At 63.5% G+C, this 15,622-nt stretch carries 13 protein-coding genes; 8 read left to right on the plus strand and 5 right to left on the minus strand.

Annotation, left to right across the window (positions count from 1 at the left end; genetic code table 11):
- A partial coding sequence (locus QZT63_RS14675) for an NAD(P)-binding protein (protein WP_290652238.1) occupies positions 1 to 1,282 on the minus strand: 1,282 nt, incomplete at its 3' end.
- 51 nt (positions 1,283 to 1,333) lie between these two features.
- Positions 1,334 to 1,657, minus strand: coding sequence for a metalloregulator ArsR/SmtB family transcription factor (locus QZT63_RS14680; protein WP_290652239.1), 324 nt, complete (start codon positions 1,655 to 1,657; stop codon positions 1,334 to 1,336).
- Positions 1,658 to 2,053: 396 nt separating this feature from the next.
- Between QZT63_RS14680 and QZT63_RS14685 the strand changes: the two genes are divergently transcribed.
- The 7 genes from QZT63_RS14685 (at position 2,054) to QZT63_RS14715 (ending at position 10,523) form a co-directional block, all read left to right on the plus strand.
- Positions 2,054 to 2,878 (plus strand): DUF6279 family lipoprotein, encoded by an 825-nt coding sequence (locus QZT63_RS14685; RefSeq protein WP_290652240.1) that lies wholly within the window; start codon positions 2,054 to 2,056, stop codon positions 2,876 to 2,878.
- Between the two features lie 185 nt (positions 2,879 to 3,063).
- Positions 3,064 to 5,058 carry a TonB-dependent receptor gene (locus QZT63_RS14690; RefSeq protein WP_290652241.1) on the plus strand — a complete coding sequence of 665 codons (1,995 nt, stop codon included), beginning with the start codon at positions 3,064 to 3,066 and terminating at the stop codon, positions 5,056 to 5,058.
- Positions 5,059 to 5,383: 325 nt separating this feature from the next.
- Positions 5,384 to 5,701: a c-type cytochrome gene (locus tag QZT63_RS14695; protein WP_290652242.1), complete on the plus strand. Its 318-nt coding sequence runs from the start codon at positions 5,384 to 5,386 to the stop codon at positions 5,699 to 5,701.
- 177 nt (positions 5,702 to 5,878) lie between these two features.
- Positions 5,879 to 7,108: a PQQ-dependent sugar dehydrogenase gene (locus QZT63_RS14700; protein WP_290652243.1), complete on the plus strand. Its 1,230-nt coding sequence runs from the start codon at positions 5,879 to 5,881 to the stop codon at positions 7,106 to 7,108.
- A 434-nt stretch (positions 7,109 to 7,542) separates the two neighbouring features.
- Positions 7,543 to 8,196, plus strand: a complete 654-nt coding sequence (locus QZT63_RS14705) for a DUF1826 domain-containing protein (RefSeq protein WP_290652250.1) — start codon at positions 7,543 to 7,545, stop codon at positions 8,194 to 8,196.
- 45 nt (positions 8,197 to 8,241) lie between these two features.
- Positions 8,242 to 9,483: a zinc metallochaperone GTPase ZigA gene (gene zigA, locus QZT63_RS14710; RefSeq protein WP_290652244.1), complete on the plus strand. Its 1,242-nt coding sequence runs from the start codon at positions 8,242 to 8,244 to the stop codon at positions 9,481 to 9,483.
- Entirely contained in the window at positions 9,480 to 10,523 is a 1,044-nt protein-coding gene (locus QZT63_RS14715) for a methyltransferase domain-containing protein (RefSeq protein WP_290652245.1), read from the plus strand. Before zigA ends, QZT63_RS14715 begins: the two co-directional genes overlap by 4 nt.
- Positions 10,524 to 10,553: 30 nt before the next feature.
- Here the strand turns inward: QZT63_RS14715 and QZT63_RS14720 are convergent, their stop codons facing one another.
- Positions 10,554 to 13,835 carry a DUF3427 domain-containing protein gene (locus QZT63_RS14720; RefSeq protein ID WP_290652246.1) on the minus strand — a complete coding sequence of 1,094 codons (3,282 nt, stop codon included), beginning with the start codon at positions 13,833 to 13,835 and terminating at the stop codon, positions 10,554 to 10,556.
- Positions 13,836 to 14,058: 223 nt separating this feature from the next.
- Here QZT63_RS14720 and QZT63_RS14725 point away from each other — a divergent pair, with 223 nt between their 5' ends.
- Positions 14,059 to 14,694, plus strand: a complete 636-nt coding sequence (locus tag QZT63_RS14725) for a class I SAM-dependent methyltransferase (RefSeq protein WP_290652247.1) — start codon at positions 14,059 to 14,061, stop codon at positions 14,692 to 14,694.
- A gap of 72 nt (positions 14,695 to 14,766) precedes the next feature.
- Here the strand turns inward: QZT63_RS14725 and QZT63_RS14730 are convergent, their stop codons facing one another.
- Together QZT63_RS14730 and QZT63_RS14735 are read right to left on the minus strand one after the other, a co-directional pair.
- Positions 14,767 to 14,913: a hypothetical protein gene (locus tag QZT63_RS14730; RefSeq protein WP_290652248.1), complete on the minus strand. Its 147-nt coding sequence runs from the start codon at positions 14,911 to 14,913 to the stop codon at positions 14,767 to 14,769.
- A gap of 329 nt (positions 14,914 to 15,242) precedes the next feature.
- Positions 15,243 to 15,622: hypothetical protein (locus tag QZT63_RS14735; protein ID WP_290652249.1), on the minus strand; the 380-nt coding region annotated here is incomplete at its 5' end.

The following is a 15,622-nucleotide window of genomic DNA, read 5'->3' on the forward strand; positions in this document are numbered from 1 at the left end:
GTGCGCCCGTGCCCGGCGCACCACACACGCCGGTTGCGGGCAGCTCCAACGCGACGTTGTCCGCGGCCGGGAGATCACCGCCGAGGGCAGCGGCGATGGAGCGCACCTGTTCGTAACCCGTGCTCATCAGGAATGTGGGTGCCCGCCCGTAGCTCTTGGCGCCGACGATGTAGAATCCAGGCTCGGGTTGGGCCAGCTCGCGGTGCCCGTGCGGCGCCACCGTGCCGCAACTGTGCTCGTTCGGATCCACCAGCGGCGCCAGGGCTGGCACGCACTCCAAAGCCGGGTCGAGCTGGACGCGGAGTTCGCGGGCGAGCGCCATGTCCGGGCGCGAGCCGGTGGCGGCGATAATTCGGTCGATCCCTTGGAGTGGTTCACGGCCGGAATTGGACGTGGGAATTACCATCATGCGGCCGTCGCTCGCACGAATCTCCTGGATCGGAAAGCCTGCATGCGGGGTGAGGTGTCCGGAGCGCAGCAAGGCGTTGACCCGCTCGCCGAGCGCACCCCGGGCGGGCAGACTGTCCTTGCCGGTCTGGCCGAGCAGGCGATGGGGTGTCGCGCCGCGTACGGCCCAGTGAATCCGTGTGCCCGGGTGGACGTCCGCCAGCTTCGCCAGCGCGAGCAGATTACCGGCTGCAGAGTGACCGGCACCGACGACCAGTATCGTGCGCCCCTCGTAGTAAGTGCGCTCACGTCCGAGCACGTCGGGCATGCCGTAGCTGATCCACTCCGCAAACTGTTCCTCGCCCATGGCCGGCAGGCCGCTGGCGCCCAGCGGGTTGGGGTGTGCCCAGGTGCCGGTGGCATCAAGGACTGCCGCGGCGAGGTGCTCCTCGTCTCGGCCTGCGCCATTGCTCACCCGCAGCAGCAAGGGGTGCGCGTCGCGCCCGCGGGTCCTGACCTTGTCGACCCCCTGACGAGTGATGCCGGTCACCCGGGTTGCAAGTCGCAGGCGCTTCGCCAGGTCGGGATGCGCCGCCAGTGGCTCCAGGTAACGGTGGAGCAGTTCGCCGGCCGTTGGCAGAGCATTTGGATCGGGCCGCTGCCATCCCACTGCATCGAGCAGCCGCCCCGCCGCATCATCGATGTTGTAGCGCCATGGGGAGAACAGCCGAACGTGGGCAACGTCCCGGAACGTCCTCCCCGGAGCGGGGTCGACCTCGAAGATCACGGGCTCGAGGCCCTGTTCAAGGAGGTGTGCCGCGGCGGCCAGGCCCACCGGGCCCGCACCGATGACCGCGACTGGATCGTCGTTCGAGATGGTGTGTGGCTGATTCATGATTCCTCCTTGCGTAATTCGACGAAATACGAACAGATTGAGCAAAGAATATTACAACGCTTCGATGAGACGCTTGAGCAGCGCCAGACGGTCCGGATTGACGCAGTAGCACACCCGGCGCTCATCGGCCCAGCTCATGATGAGCCCCGCTTCCTTGAGCATGGTGACGTGCTGGGAGACCGTAGACGGAGACAAGGAGACCACGGGGGCGAGGTCGCCAAAGAAACACGTCCCGTGTCCCGCCAGGTGGCGGAGAATTCTCACCCGCGCCGGGTGTCCCAGTGCCTTGCACAGCGCTGCCAGCTCACCGTCCGTGATCTGTGCGGTGCCAGCAGTATCTCCGTCGGTTTCCCTGCTGCAGCAGTTATCGATCATAATCAATTCGCAGTTCGTAGAAGTACGAATACAAGTATTCGTGATAACCCTCATTGTTGTCAAGCGTTGGACGAAACAGGGCATGTTCGTTAGCAGCCGCGCTTGGCTTCGCCATGCCTCTCCACGGGAAGTCGTCAACCCCTGGAACAGGGTGGTGGAGCCATGTGCACCGGGAGCTCAAGCGTCCGGGGGTGACGCTGATGCTGCTCTGGCAGGAGTACAAGGCCAGCGATCCGGAGGGCTTTCAGTACAGTTGGTTTTGCGAGCGGTGAACCGGTCCCCGTGCCGGTGGTCAATCCAGTGCGCGGTACGTCCGTCTCTATTACCAATGTGGGCACACTCTCGAGGCAAGCTCGACCTGTGCCTGCTTCTTCCTCGCAGCGTGAGGTGCCATCAATGTCCTGCTTGCGTCTTTTCGGGCTGCTGATCATGGTGGCCCTCACGCTCTCGGCTTGCAGCCGGCTGGAATTCGCCTATGAGTACGGCGACTGGTTCGCAGCTCGGCGCGTCGCCAGCTACCTGGACCTGGAGGGGCACCAGCGCCGTGATGTCCGTGCGGACTTCCAGGACTACCGGGATTTCCACCGCACGGAGCGCCTGCCGGAACTGGTCGCGTTGCTGGATGATGCCGAGTCTTTGCTGGACAGCCCGGCTCCCGGGCGAGACGAGGTGGAGTCCCGCTTTCAAGCCGGTGAAGCGTTGCTCCGGGCCACGGTGGATGACCTGATCCCGCTGGCCGCGGCGACGCTACGCACGCTGTCACCGGCGCAGATCAAACACCTGGAGCAGCAGCTCGCCGACGGCCGTACGGAATATGCCGAGGATATCGCTCCCGAGGGTGCAAGTCGTGCCATGGACCGGGTGGAGGCGTGGACCGGCGATCTTTCCGAGGCTCAGCAAGAGCAGTTCAAGGCATGCCATGGGCGGCTTCCCGATGTCACTGACCAATGGCTTGAATGGCGTGCCAGGCGTGATGACCAGTTCGTGACACTCTTGCGTGGCGATTCGGCGCCGGAACAAATCGAGACGTTCCTGCGGGAATGGTGGCTCGACGCCGATGCGCGCCCGGAGCTTCTACAGCGGGCGCGCGCGGAGAGTCGTGCGGTCTGGATCGACTGCACACACGGCCTGCTCGCCGGACTGAACGACCAGCAGCGCAGCAGCGTTCGAGATCGCCTGCGGGGGTATCGCGATGACTTCAGCACGCTCGCGGCGCGCTGACCTACCCGCACTCGTCTACCTTAGGGCTCGCGAAGCTCGGCCTTTGCAGGGGAAGAGCCAGTGGTTAAGCCCGGCTCAAGTCATGCAAGAAGGGGCGTGATTCTCTACTTTTCTTCGGAGAGGCAAGACAGATGACGACGAGATGGCGAGGAGTACCGCTGTTGCCTCTGGCGGTTGTGTCGACAATGCTGCCTTTGGGCGCTGCGGCCGACCAGGGTGCCCGGCTCGAGCCGATCACGGTCACGTCCCCTCGCCTCGAGCGGGATCTCCAGGAGACACCCGCGGCGGTTGGCTTTGTGGACGAGGATGAGATCCAGCAGGGGCGCCAGCAGCTGCAACTCGACGAATCCCTCAATCGCCTCCCCGGCGTGTTCTTCCAGAATCGCTACAACTTCGCTCAGAACCTGCGACTGTCCATCCGTGGCTTCGGCGCACGCGCGCCATTCGGTGTGCGCGGTATTCGCATCCTGGTTGATGGGATTCCCGAAACGCTGCCGGACGGTCAGTCCCAGGTCGATGCCATCGACCTGGAGTCGGCCGAGCGAGTGGAGGTGATTCGCGGCCCCTCATCGGCGCTCTACGGCAATGCCGCAGGTGGTGTGGTGGATGTTCGCACGAAGGACGGCCCCGCCGAGCCCGACGTAGAGTTGCGCGGCACCGTTGGAAGCCATGATTTCCAGCGCTATGGCGTCATGGGCGGCGGGCAATTCGGCCCGTGGAACGCCCATGTCAGCGCCTGGGATCTGCAGTACGAGGGCTACCGGGAGCACAGTCGCACGGAGAAGAGCCTGGTCAACGCGAAGGTGCGGTACGATTTTGACCCTACACGCAGCCTGACCACCGTCTTTACGGCGCTGGACCAGCCGGTGGGCCAGGACCCTGCCGGCTTGAGTCGCGCGGCGGCCCGCGAGGACCGCCGGCAGGCCCGGGCCATTGCGACGAACCTGGACTCCGGACAGCAGGTCGAGCAGCAGCGCATCGGCCTGATCTACCGCGACGGCGGGAGCCTGCCCGGTGAATTCACCGCCCGCACCTTCTACACCAACCGGGATTTCCGTCAGCAGTTGCCCTTCCCGGGTCCCAGTCTGATCGAGTTCGACCGCGACTTCTTCGGCGCCGGCACGGATTACACCGATCGGTTCTCGTTCCTGGGAATGCCAACTCTGTACACCGTGGGCGTCGAGGCGGCGCGCCAGCGCGACGACCGCCAGCGCTACACGGTCAACCCAGCCGGCGAGCAGACGGGTCAGACGCAGGATTCCATCGAGACGGCCACCTCGGTCGGTGTGTACGCTCAGACGGATATCACGCTGACCGAGCGTACGGATCTGACCCTGGGCGGCCGCTACGATCGGGTGGGTTTCCGCATCGAGGACCGTCAGCAAGCCGGTGCGGCCTCCGGTACCCGTGACTTCGATGAATTCAGCGCCGTTGCCGGGCTGGGTTATGAGCTCACTGCGGATCATAGGCTGTACGCGAACGTTGCCAACTCCTTCGAGACGCCCACGTTCACGGAGTTCTATGACCCCGCCTCGCCGGAAGAGGGGTTCGATCCGGGGCTGGACCCGCAACGAGCGACGAATGTCGAGATCGGCATCAAGGGCTTTCTGGGGGAGCGCGCCCAGTATGACTTGGCCGTGTTCCGAGTGGATACCCGCGACGAGATCGTCGTGACCGGTTCCCTGGACAACGCCAACGAGTTCGGCAATGCCGGCCGTACCCGCCGGGAAGGGCTTGAATTGGGGGTCGAGTATTTCTTCTTGCCGGAGCTGTCCTTCACCGGCGCTTATACCGCCTCACGATTCCGTTACCGGGATTTCGAGGACGACGGAGAGCAGTTCGACGGCAACCGCCTGCCGGGACTGCCCGACCATCAGCTGTTCGGCGAACTTGCCTGGCGTGATCCCGGCGGGGTGTACGCCATTGTCGACGGCCTGATCGTCGGCCGTGTCTACGCCGACAGCGGCAACGAGGACCGTGTCTCGGGCTATGGCATCGTCAACGCGCGCATCGGCACCCGCCAGACCAGCCGTAATTTGGACCTGGAAACCTTTTTGGGCGTGAACAACGTGACCAACAAGGAATACTTCAGCAACGTGCGCATCAACGATGACAACCGGAACTACTTCGAGCCCGCGCCGGAGAGGAACTTCGTCGCGGGCGTTCGTGCGCGGTTCTGAAACCCTCTTCCCTGAAGGGGTTCTCCTGCAGCTCTTAATGCGGGGAGCTGCCGCGCGATGGCCAAGGGCAGCACGACCCGCAGTGCTGAGTCTCGAGCGCGCACGTGGCGGGTGTCCCGGTCGTCACTCCTGGTCGTCACCGACTCGCCGCGATGGTCAGTGCTGGCATTGACGGCCGGGGGCCTGAGGACTATACGAAACTGAGCGGGCTGATACAAAACTGGGGTGGGCGGCTCAATCGGAGCGGAGGGGCAACACGGCGGCAGCTCCAGGTTCTCTGGTGAGGCGAAGAATAATACGCTCAATCTATCGTGCGGAGACCTCAATGAAGAGGCAGATGGCTCTCATCATTGGCACGGCCCTGACCCTGGTTATGGCGCAGGCCCAGGCTGAGGACATCTCAGCTGGAGAAGCGATTTATACTCAGTCCTGCGCCCACTGCCACGGTGGTTCGGGGCAGGGCATGGGGAGTTTTCCGTCGATAGCGGGTCAGGATGCGGACTACATCGCCAAGCGTCTCACACAGTACCGCGCTGGAGAAAAGGTTGGGCCCAACACCCCACTGATGGCGCCCATGGCCACCGACTTGTCCGATGATGATATCGCCGATCTCGCTGCCTACATCTCGACGACTTTCGAGTGAACTGAGGGCCGTTGATAACACGTGGCCGTGATGGCCTAAGTCGAACGACCCGCGCTGCGGTAGGAGGTTACTTAAAGAAGTTCAAGTATAAGATAAGAAGTTCAACTGTGATAAGGAGGAGCATCCATGATTCAACGCATAACCGGGTTGTCGCTCTGCGCGTTCCTGGCATCTGCCATGGCGCCAGGCTTGGCAGTTGCTGACAACTCAGACGCCGACGCTCCCGAGTTGAGTTATACCACCGTGTTGTCCGATCTGAAGGATCCGTGGGACATGGCCTTTCTGCCGGATGGGACCATGTTCTTCACTGAGAAGTGCCACGGCCTCTCGGTGCGGCTCCCCTCAGGCGACGTGAACCCCTTGCTTGGCATGGAAGATACCGAGGACTATGCCACCACCGCGGACGACCTGTTCTGCCATGGTCAGGCCGGCATGAACGGGGTAGCGGTCGATCCCGACTTCGACGACAACCGGTACGTCTACGTGTACTCGGCATCCCGCATCACGCCACTCCACAAAAACCGCGTGATACGGCTGACGGTTAACGACGATTTCAGCGATGTCTCGGACCGCACAGATATCGTCGAGGACATTCCCTACAAGCAAACCGAGAGCGATCACCCGTTTGGCGACGCGGGCGCGCACAATGGAGGGCGTATCCGCTTCAATCCGGGCGATGGTTATCTGTACGTGACCACCGGCGATAACCACGACGGGGAGATACCGCAACACCCGACGCGCCTCGGCGGTAAAGTGCTGCGTATCGACCGGGACGGCAACGCGGCGTCCGACAACAACCCGCCCGATGGCTTCAATCAACGGATTTTCACCTACGGTCATCGCAATGTGCAGGGGATCGCCTTCCACCCGGACACACACGAGACGTTCGTAGCAGAACACGGACCCTGGCACTCCGACGAGGTGAAGGTGCTGGAAAATGGTGGTAACGCCGGGTGGGATCCGCGCCCCAATGTTGGCGGCCGTGGCGACTGCCCAGACCACTACTGTGGTTACATGCCGGACCAAATGGAGGGCATGGATCCGGAAGAGCGCAGGGCTTTCATGCCGATGACGGACACCGAACGTTTCCCCGACGCGATACGCCCGGCCTGGGACAACGACAAGAAGTCCCAGGGCATGTCGTCCGCCGAGTTCCTGACCGGTTCGCAGTGGAAGGGCTGGGAAGGCAAGATGGTTGTCGGCTTCCTGGGGATCGGATTCGGGGACACGCCGATCGGACAGCGACTTGACCTGCTCGATATCGCCGAAGACCGCTTGTCTGTCGACGTCACCACGATGTCCGTGCCCATGGGCCCGGCTCGCTTTCGGTCAGTGGTGCAGGGGCCGGACGGCGATCTGTACGTTGCCGTTGATGAAGGTGAAATCTATCAGATCACTCCCGAGTAAGCCCGACGCAGCCGCACTGCCGCGAGGCAGTGCGGCCGATATCCGGCCCCTGATCGTCTGGACTGGGGGGCAGCTGCTGGGCAACGCATTCACAAACGCGTAGTCGACCCACTCCGGCACGCGCTGCGGCCTTCACGATTGCAGCATAAGTCCGCGAGCCTGTGCTCGGGCAAGCACTCGATAGCGACAGCAGAGGTGGATCAAGCGCTGCGTTGCCGTCCACGACGGTTTGTCGATGTCGTAGCGGACGTCCCGCGCCTGCGACGTCGGGTTTGATCATGCTGAAAATGCCCCAGAACCGGGGCGGATCTCGCGAACCGGGAAGCACCGCGTGAGGCAATGCTCAATGCGGCGTTTATCTCTTGCATGAATGCAAAGTTATAACATATCATTCTGTCACCTGGAGCCAAGAACTGTTTCGGCAAATGGAAGCAATGACGATTTCCGGCAATCCGGCATTACCCTCGAGTCTTGGGGCATCCGTCGAAGGTCTGGAGTGCGGAACACTCGAGCACATACTTGACCACGGCTTGAATATGGCCACCTGGCGCCGCTCTCCAGTGCCCGAACTGTGCCAGGAACTCACTCATCTCGACCGAGAGTGGGCCGTGACGATTCGGCTGAACACCGCCGTGACGAACGTCGATGTGACTCTCACACGGGCTCTGTGTTCGGCGGGTCTGAATGCTGCAGCCCTGGCGCGCTGGATAGCGGATATGTCCGGTCTTGTCGGCGTTTTTGCCGGTATTGCCGGCAAGTCGTCCCTGCAGCCGCGTCTCGAAGCGATGGATGACACGATGTGTCCGCGTTTCCATGTGGACCGTAATGATCTGCGGCTTCTGTGCGCCTACCGCGGGCCGGCGACGCAGTGGCTGACCAACTCGCAGGTCGATCGCCAGGCGCTCGCCAGTGGCCGTCCGAACGAGGACGTGATGCGTGTCGGCCCCGCGCAGCGGCTGGAGCCGTTCTGGGTCGGGATCATGAAAGGCAACCGCTTCCCGGGTAACAACGGGAGCGGCCTTGTACACCGGTCCCCGCCGGTAGAGAACCTGGCGGAGACCCGCATTCTGTTCTGTCTCGATGCCTGATTTCTATCGTAACGCTTGATCATTCATCACAGGAGTGCCGTGTCCATGTCCGTGTATGGATCTCCGGTGACCGGGCGACTTCCCGTCACCGTGCTGTCCGGCTTTCTCGGTGCCGGCAAGACCACGCTGCTGAACCATGTGTTGCACCACCGTGCCGGCCAGCGGGTCGCCGTTATCGTCAACGACATGTCGGAAGTCAACATCGACGCCAACGAGGTGCGCAACAGCACGGCGTCGCTCTCGCGCGCGGACGAGAAGCTGGTGGAGATGAGCAACGGCTGCATCTGTTGCACGCTCCGTGACGACCTGCTGCAGGAGGTCAGTCGCCTCGCCGGCGAAGGGCGCTTTGACTATCTGCTCATCGAGTCCACCGGGATCTCGGAGCCCATGCCCGTGGCGGAGACGTTCACCTTCCGCGATGAAAGCGGTGTCAGCCTGGCTGATGTCGCCCGGCTGGATACCCTGGTCACGGTGGTGGACGCCCGGAATTTCCTCGCCGATTACGGCTCCCGCGACGAGCTCTCCAACCGCGGGGAGTCCGCGGGCGAGGAGGACGAGCGCACCGTGGTCGACCTGCTGGTGGATCAGGTCGAGTTCGCCGATGTGCTGGTGCTGAACAAGACGGACCTGGTCGACCGCAGCGAGCTGGAGCGCCTGGAGGCCATCCTGCGCAGCCTGAATGCCCGCGCCCGGATCGTGCGCAGCGAGTTCGGGCAGGTGCCGCTGGAGCAGATCCTCGATACTGGCCTGTTCGACTTTGATGCCGCCGCCAGTGCCCCCGGCTGGCTCGCGAGCCTCCAGGAAGAGATGGTTCCCGAGACCGAGGAGTACGGGATCGGACACTTTGTCTACCGGGCGCGGCGGCCCTTTCATCCACAGCGCTTCTGGGACTGGGTCCAGTGCGAATGGCCGGGCGTGATCCGCTCGAAGGGATTGTTCTGGCTGGCGTCCCGTCCGGACATGGTGGGGAATTGGTCCCAGGCGGGCACCGTCGCGCGCCACGGGCTGGCGGGAATCTGGTGGGCCGACATCGACCCCGCCGACTGGCCGTCGGACCCGGAGCTGCTCGCGACCATACGCGGTCGTCGGAGGCAGCCGTACGGCGATCGCCAGCAGGAGCTGGTTCTGATCGGCATGAACATGGACGAGGACGCGCTGCGTTACCGGTTGGACGCATGCCTCCTGACGGACGAGGAGCTGGCACTGGGCCCCAAGGGGTGGCGTGCCCTGCCAGACCCGTTTCCGCGGTGGGAATTCGCTCGTCAAGAGGGGGAGGTGCCCGCATGAGCGCAACGGAGGAACGATCCGGGGTACCGACTGAGGTGGAGCTTTTCGCGATGCCCGGTGAAGACTACATGAGCCGGGAGCAGTTGGAGTATTTCCGGCAGTTGCTCCTCGCGCAGCGACGTGAGCTCCTTGAGGCAGCGGATGCCAGCATCGGTGAGCTGCGCCGGCGGCCTGCCCTCGCGGACGAAGTGGACCGCGCCAGTTCCGAGGAGGAGTTCAACGTGCTTCCCGCGGATCTTACTGATCACGACGGGAACCCTGGTCGGAACGTCGTGAAGTGCAACTGCGTCCCGGTATCGGGAAAGCCCCTCAAGTGTGCTCGCCCGATGCTAACCTTGCCGGAACCAAGCCCCGACCCGTGGTGGATTCACGGGTGCACCCGCTACGCACGGGGCCAACCGCGCCTTCCCATGACCGGTGCACTGATGACCGCCCTTTGGAAGAATACACCGTCCATCAACGTCTATTCCGAACGGGCCGAGGCGTTTTTCCGGCAGTACGAGTCCATCCGCTTCGAGGATGTCCACGGCCACTGGCGTCACTGCATCCCGTCGGAGGCGGGCTGTGCACTGGATGTCGGTTCCGGGAGTGGCCGCGATGCCCGGGCGCTGGCCGCGCTGGGCTGGCGGGTGACCGCCGTCGAGCCGGCAGACGCGTTGCGCCGGTTGGCCGCATCAGAAAACGGGCCGAAGGGCGTGCAGTGGGTGGACAGCGCGCTGCCTCGCCTCGAAGGCGTCGCCTCGAGCGGTGACGGGTACGGCCTGATCCTGCTCTCGGCGGTCTGGATGCACCTGCCACCGGCGTCGCGCTCGCAGGCCATGACGCGCCTATCCGGCCTGCTGGCGCCGTCGGGCAGACTGGTGATTACCTTGCGGCATGGCCCGGCCACGGACGACCGCACCTTCTACCCGTGCGATCGTCGCGAGCTTGACGTGCTTGCCCTGACTTGCGGGCTGGTGCCGTGCTTTGAGGCCTCGGTCGGTGATCGGCTGGGACGGGGGGAGGTAAGTTGGGAAACAGTGGTGTTGGTGCGGCGTTGACCCCTCGTGCCACCGCCGGGAAGGCGACGTTTACTGCAGCCGGAACGTAACACTCATGGGGGCCTCCCCCTCGTGGGTAACATATTCCACCGGACCCACATAGCAAAATGGGGCCGCCTTGCCATCCGGGCCGAGCTTGTTTTCGCGCACGAACAGGTGAATCCCCATGCGCCGGGTTTGATGCTCGATGAGCTCCCGGCCGCGGCGGCTCTGCGCGGTGGTGCTGTTCTGCGTCTGCCAGTGGAAGGTGTGGTCGTCGATGAAATAGTCGCGGTAGCGGTGGTCGGTGCCCTTGCCCTGCTTGTTGAGCGTCACCAACAGGATGTGGGCGTTGCGTTCGCGAAGCACGACGTGGCCGCTCTGCCAGCTGCCGGGGTTGTAGGTCGCCCCGAACAGCTCCGGTATGTCCTCGCGCATGAACTCCTGCCCGACGGCGAGTTCCAGGGCGTCGAGCACCGCGTGCAGGCGGGCCAGAGTGCGCATGGAGTCATCGGCGATCAGGTCCTCGTACGCTGGATTGGTCGCCTTGAGCACGTAACTGCCGTCACTCCCCTTGGTGATCACGCGCAGCAGATACTGGGCGTCGCCCGCCGTGTCCTGGCGTTCGATGACCATGGTACTGCCCGTGATCGAGCCTGCCGATGTTGGTGTCACGCGTTCCAGCAGCAGGTAGTCACCGTCGTGAATGGGGTTCCGGCCGCCGCTCATGGAGTCCCCGGAAGCGCGGGCAATGAAGTGGCGGTCCGGGTCGATGCGCCCGTGTCCGGGTCCGATGGGCCGGAACTCCTCGGCATCCGCCCGGCCGGACTTGAAGTGTCCGCAGGCGATGCGAATGTTGGGGAAGTAGGGCAGTCGGGTTCGCTCGGAACGGTCAGGAAACGGGACAACCTCACCGCTGGTCTGAGACGTTGGCGTGTCAAGGGTCTGCCGGTATCGCGCCAGGCGGTAGTCGACGATCTCCTGCAGCATGGCGGTGAAGGCCTCCAGATCTGCGGCAGCGACTGTGTATGCGGGGATGAAACGACCTTCCTCCACCCTGAACCACGTTGATTTCCGGCTGCCGGTGTTGCCCCCTGTCCAGGCCTTGATGGGGTTCTTTCCCCAGTATGCTCGCCAGACGGTCGGATCAACGGCGTCCAGATCATCGAACTGCCCCTGCAGATCGGCGCTCAGATCCGGCCGGCGGCGGAGAATGTCCAGCGAGGCTGCGGCCAGGGCGTCAACGGTGGGTGGGTACTGGAAGCCATCCATCTCGAGCAACGACTCCAGCAGCACCATCTTGAAGGACTTGGTCATGGCCGTGGTCTCCGCCTCGCGGAAGAACACACGCTGCGCCTTCAGGCATCCGGATTCTCCGGGAGCAAGATCGCCCTGCTCGGCGATGAACTCCCACCAGCTGCCGTACTGTCGCCGGAGCTGTTCCATGGCGATGCCGGAGCGGTAGATCTCCAGCAGGGTGGGGCGCCGTCCCATGCTGGCCTTCAGGCCCTCGTATTCGTCAGCAATGCCTCGCGGACTGAGCGACTTCAGGAACTCGATCAGCGCCAGGTCGTAGTTGACGTAGCAGCCGGGTGGCAGTTCCAGTTCCTGTCTCGCAGTGCGTTCGGCGAATTTCGCCATGGCGCTGCGGGTGCCACTGATCTGGAAGAGCGCCTGAGGCTTGTTCATAAAGCCCTTGTGATTGCCAATGAAGTCCAGGATAACCAGGCGTTCCTTGTTCGGAGCCGGTCTTAACCCGCGACCGATCTGTTGCAGAAACAGAATCTTCGAATCGGTGGGTCGCAGCATCAGCACGGTGTCGATGTCCGGTACGTCCACACCTTCGTTGAACAGATCAACCGAGAAGATGACTGGCGTCGTGCCCTGGCGCAATCGTTCCAACGCCTCGTGGCGATTGACTCCGGAGCGAGAGTGCACGGATAGCGCCGGGACGCCGGCCCGCGCGAACTGATCCGTCATGAAATCGGCATGTGACGTGGATACGCAAAAGGCGAGCGTTCGACTACCGGCCTTGTCCTCCCACTCGCGCAGTGCATGGCGTGCCCGGGCCAGAGTCGCCAGCTTGGTGCTCAGGGTGTTCGGGTCGAATCTGCCGTTGCGCCAGGGGATCTCCTCGTAATCCACATGTTCGTCGAAGATGCCGTAGTAGGCGAACGGGCAGAGCAGGTTGGATTGAACACCGTCGAAGAGGTCGCGGGTGTAGACCAGGTTGTCGTCGCAGAGCGCTAGAATGTCAGCCTGATCCGAGCGGTCCGGCGTCGCTGTCAGCCCCAGCAGGAAGCGTGGCGTGAAATGTTGCAACAGACGGCGATAGGTGTTGGCCGCCGCGTGGTGAAATTCGTCCACGACGATGTAGTCGAAATGGTCCCGCGGGAACTGCTGCAGATGCGCCTGGCGATGGAGCGTCTGCACAGAGGCGAACACCATGTCGGCATCCTGTTCGCGCCGGTCTGCGTAGTAGCGGCCAACGCGCACCCGCGGCAGCACCCGCTGGAACGTGGCCTCCGCCTGCAGCAGGATTTCCTCGCGGTGGGCAACGAACAGGACCCGCGCCGCCCCCATTTGCCGTGCATCGAAAGCGGCCAGGTAGGTCTTGCCAAGACCGGTGGCCATCACCACCAGGCCGCGGCTGAACCCCTCCCGGCGGGTTGCTGCCAGGGCATCCAGGGCCTTGTCCTGTTCGTCGCTGGGTCGGGCCGGCGGTGGTTCCGGTTCGTCGCTTCCCGGGGCGATGCTGGGCAGATCCGCCCGGCGCCGTCGTTCGTAGGCTTCGACCCACGTGTGGGTCAGCGGGGTCACGGCGGGGTCATGGAACAGGCGCCGGAAAGCCTTGCGGACCTCTGCGAACCCGCGCCGCCCGGAGTCGTCGGCGTGGCCGGAATCCACCACACGGTAGTTCCATTCCAGGCCACTGGTAAGGGCGGTTTGGCTGATGTTGCTCGAGCCCACGAAGGCATCGCCACAGAGCACACCGTTTCGCGTGCGCACGAAGATGTAGGCCTTGAGATGGAAGCTCTGATTTCCGGTTTCGTACATGCGAACGTCCGCGCCGGCCTCGTTGAGTAGCATGAGCCGTCTCAGGGCCAGCGGATCCGTCACGTCCAAATAATCGCTGGTGAGGATGCGAACGGTTGCCGGAGGCGGATCAGCGAGGCGGTGGGCGAGGGCGTCGAACAGGAGCTCCAGACCGCTGACCTTGATGAAGGCGACGGCCAGTTCGATCTCATCCGCGTGGTGAATCGCGTCCAGGAGCTCTCGGATCAGCGGCTGGTCGTTACCACCGGTAATGAGGTGCTGCCGGGTGGGCTGCATCAATCGTTTTCCTGGCCGACGATCGGAGTGGTAACAAAGCGCAGTCCCTGTGCTTCAAACGGCGTTTCGCCCAGGATAGCGAATTGATCGATTGGTAACGAATCGGTGCAGGCACATGGCGGGACTCGACTGCCCGGAGGTCCGGTGCAGCGATTTTCCGGTACGCCTGCTGAGTGCCTGTTACCATGATACTCCTGGTCGTACCGCTTAACACCCCGAGACCGTGATTCGAAGCCTCATCTACGACACTCTGATCCCCAAGCTTACCTCCCGGTGGTACGCGGAGGTGCTAAGTCGCGTGCCGGAGGGGGCTGCCCTGCTTGATGTCGGCATTGGTACCGCCGGTGCCCTGTTGGCGAATGCCGATTTGGTGGAACGCAAGCGCGTGCGGATTACCGGCATCGACATCGACCCGGACTACATCGACCGCGCCCGCAGACGACTCCAGCAGTCCAGCCTGCGGGAGCGGGTCCAGGCGTACCGGGAATCCGTCTACGATCACGCTGGTGGCCCGTACGACGCGGTGTACTTTTCGGCAAGCTTCATGCTTCTGCCGGAGCCGGAGCGGGCGTTGCGCCATTGCTGCACCCTTCTGAATCCGGGCGGGCGGATCTACTTCACCCAGACCATCCAGCAAGACCGCTCGCCGTGGATGGAGACCCTCAAGCCCATGCTGAAGCGCTTCACGAGCATTGACTTCGGCCGGGTGACGTACGCGGATGACTTCACAGCGCAGATCCGAGCCGCCGGCCTGGAACTCGAAGAGTTCACGACATTGTCCCGGCACGGAAGCCGGGCATCGTGTCTGGCGGTGGCCGTGCCGTGCCCGTCTTCCGAGGCGGCGCCATGCAGCGCTTAGTCACCATGGGCTACGAACGGGCGATCATGGAGGCATTCCCGCAGGCGCTGCAGGACGACCGGGACCACCAGGTTAGACCACCAGGTTAGAGTGATCGACCTCGAAGTCGATGATGATCTGGTCACCCACGCGCAGCATACCAGTGAGATTCTTAATGAGCGCCCAGTAGCCGTTCCAGGTGACCGGTTCGGATGTTGTGTCGAGCTTGCGTGTAACCATGGCAGTTGTCCTGGTGCAGCCAACCGGGCGAGTATCCAGCCTTCTGCGGCGGTGGCGTGTGGCGTAAGTAAGAGAGGGTTCTCACCCGAGGGTGTGTTGGCTGCATTTCGCCTTCAGGCGCGGCACTCTGGGTGCCTTTTACATGGCCCGTGTCGGCATTGCCGCATTCGAGATTCGGGAAGACCGCTCCATTGAGAATGCGCTCAAGGCATTGAGCGAGTGTTCAGACCATTACCAGCTGGATCCGCGGGGACGCATCCCATTGGAGCTTCGGCGGCCGCCGCCGCATCCTGATCGCGTGCCCCGGGGTTACTGCGGGCCCGGCCCACCTACGCTGCCATCAGCTCATCACTGCGCGCCAACACCCAGTCCCGGATTTCCCGAGCCACTAACGGCCAGTCGGTTTCCAGCATCATTGCGTGCGCCATCTCCGGGTAGATCTGGAGATCGGCGCCGTACGTACGCGCCGTGTCTTCGACCTCAGCAACGGAGAACGCCGAGTCCTGACCCGCTCCGAGCACCAGCATGGGCGGAAGGTGCATCCGCCAGCGCTGCGGCAGGTCCATGAACGTCATGTCCAATAGCGCGCGCTGGGATTCGCTCAGCATGCGAGTGCTGTAAGCAGTTTCCACCTCGGGATCGAGGTCCTGGGGGAGGATGCTGCGGACGGCATTGTCCTTATCGACCGGATCGAGACCGCCCCCCTGAA

The sequence above is a fragment of the Aquisalimonas sp. genome (genome assembly GCF_007120195.1).
Lineage (GTDB): Bacteria > Pseudomonadota > Gammaproteobacteria > Nitrococcales > Aquisalimonadaceae > Aquisalimonas.

Excerpts from the sequence above, each read along its gene's own strand:
- QZT63_RS14730 (WP_290652248.1), bottom strand. The coding sequence starts at position 14,913 with ATGGTTACACGCAAGCTCGACACAACATCCGAACCGGTCACCTGGAAC.
- QZT63_RS14705 (WP_290652250.1), top strand. The coding sequence starts at position 7,543 with ATGACGATTTCCGGCAATCCGGCATTACCCTCGAGTCTTGGGGCATCC.
- QZT63_RS14700 (WP_290652243.1), top strand. The coding sequence starts at position 5,879 with ATGGCGCCAGGCTTGGCAGTTGCTGACAACTCAGACGCCGACGCTCCC.
- QZT63_RS14715 (WP_290652245.1), top strand. The coding sequence starts at position 9,480 with ATGAGCGCAACGGAGGAACGATCCGGGGTACCGACTGAGGTGGAGCTT.
- QZT63_RS14680 (WP_290652239.1), bottom strand. The coding sequence starts at position 1,657 with ATGATCGATAACTGCTGCAGCAGGGAAACCGACGGAGATACTGCTGGC.
- QZT63_RS14695 (WP_290652242.1), top strand. The coding sequence starts at position 5,384 with ATGAAGAGGCAGATGGCTCTCATCATTGGCACGGCCCTGACCCTGGTT.
- QZT63_RS14690 (WP_290652241.1), top strand. The coding sequence starts at position 3,064 with ATGCTGCCTTTGGGCGCTGCGGCCGACCAGGGTGCCCGGCTCGAGCCG.
- QZT63_RS14720 (WP_290652246.1), bottom strand. The coding sequence starts at position 13,835 with ATGCAGCCCACCCGGCAGCACCTCATTACCGGTGGTAACGACCAGCCG.
- QZT63_RS14685 (WP_290652240.1), top strand. The coding sequence starts at position 2,054 with ATGTCCTGCTTGCGTCTTTTCGGGCTGCTGATCATGGTGGCCCTCACG.
- zigA (WP_290652244.1), top strand. The coding sequence starts at position 8,242 with ATGTCCGTGTATGGATCTCCGGTGACCGGGCGACTTCCCGTCACCGTG.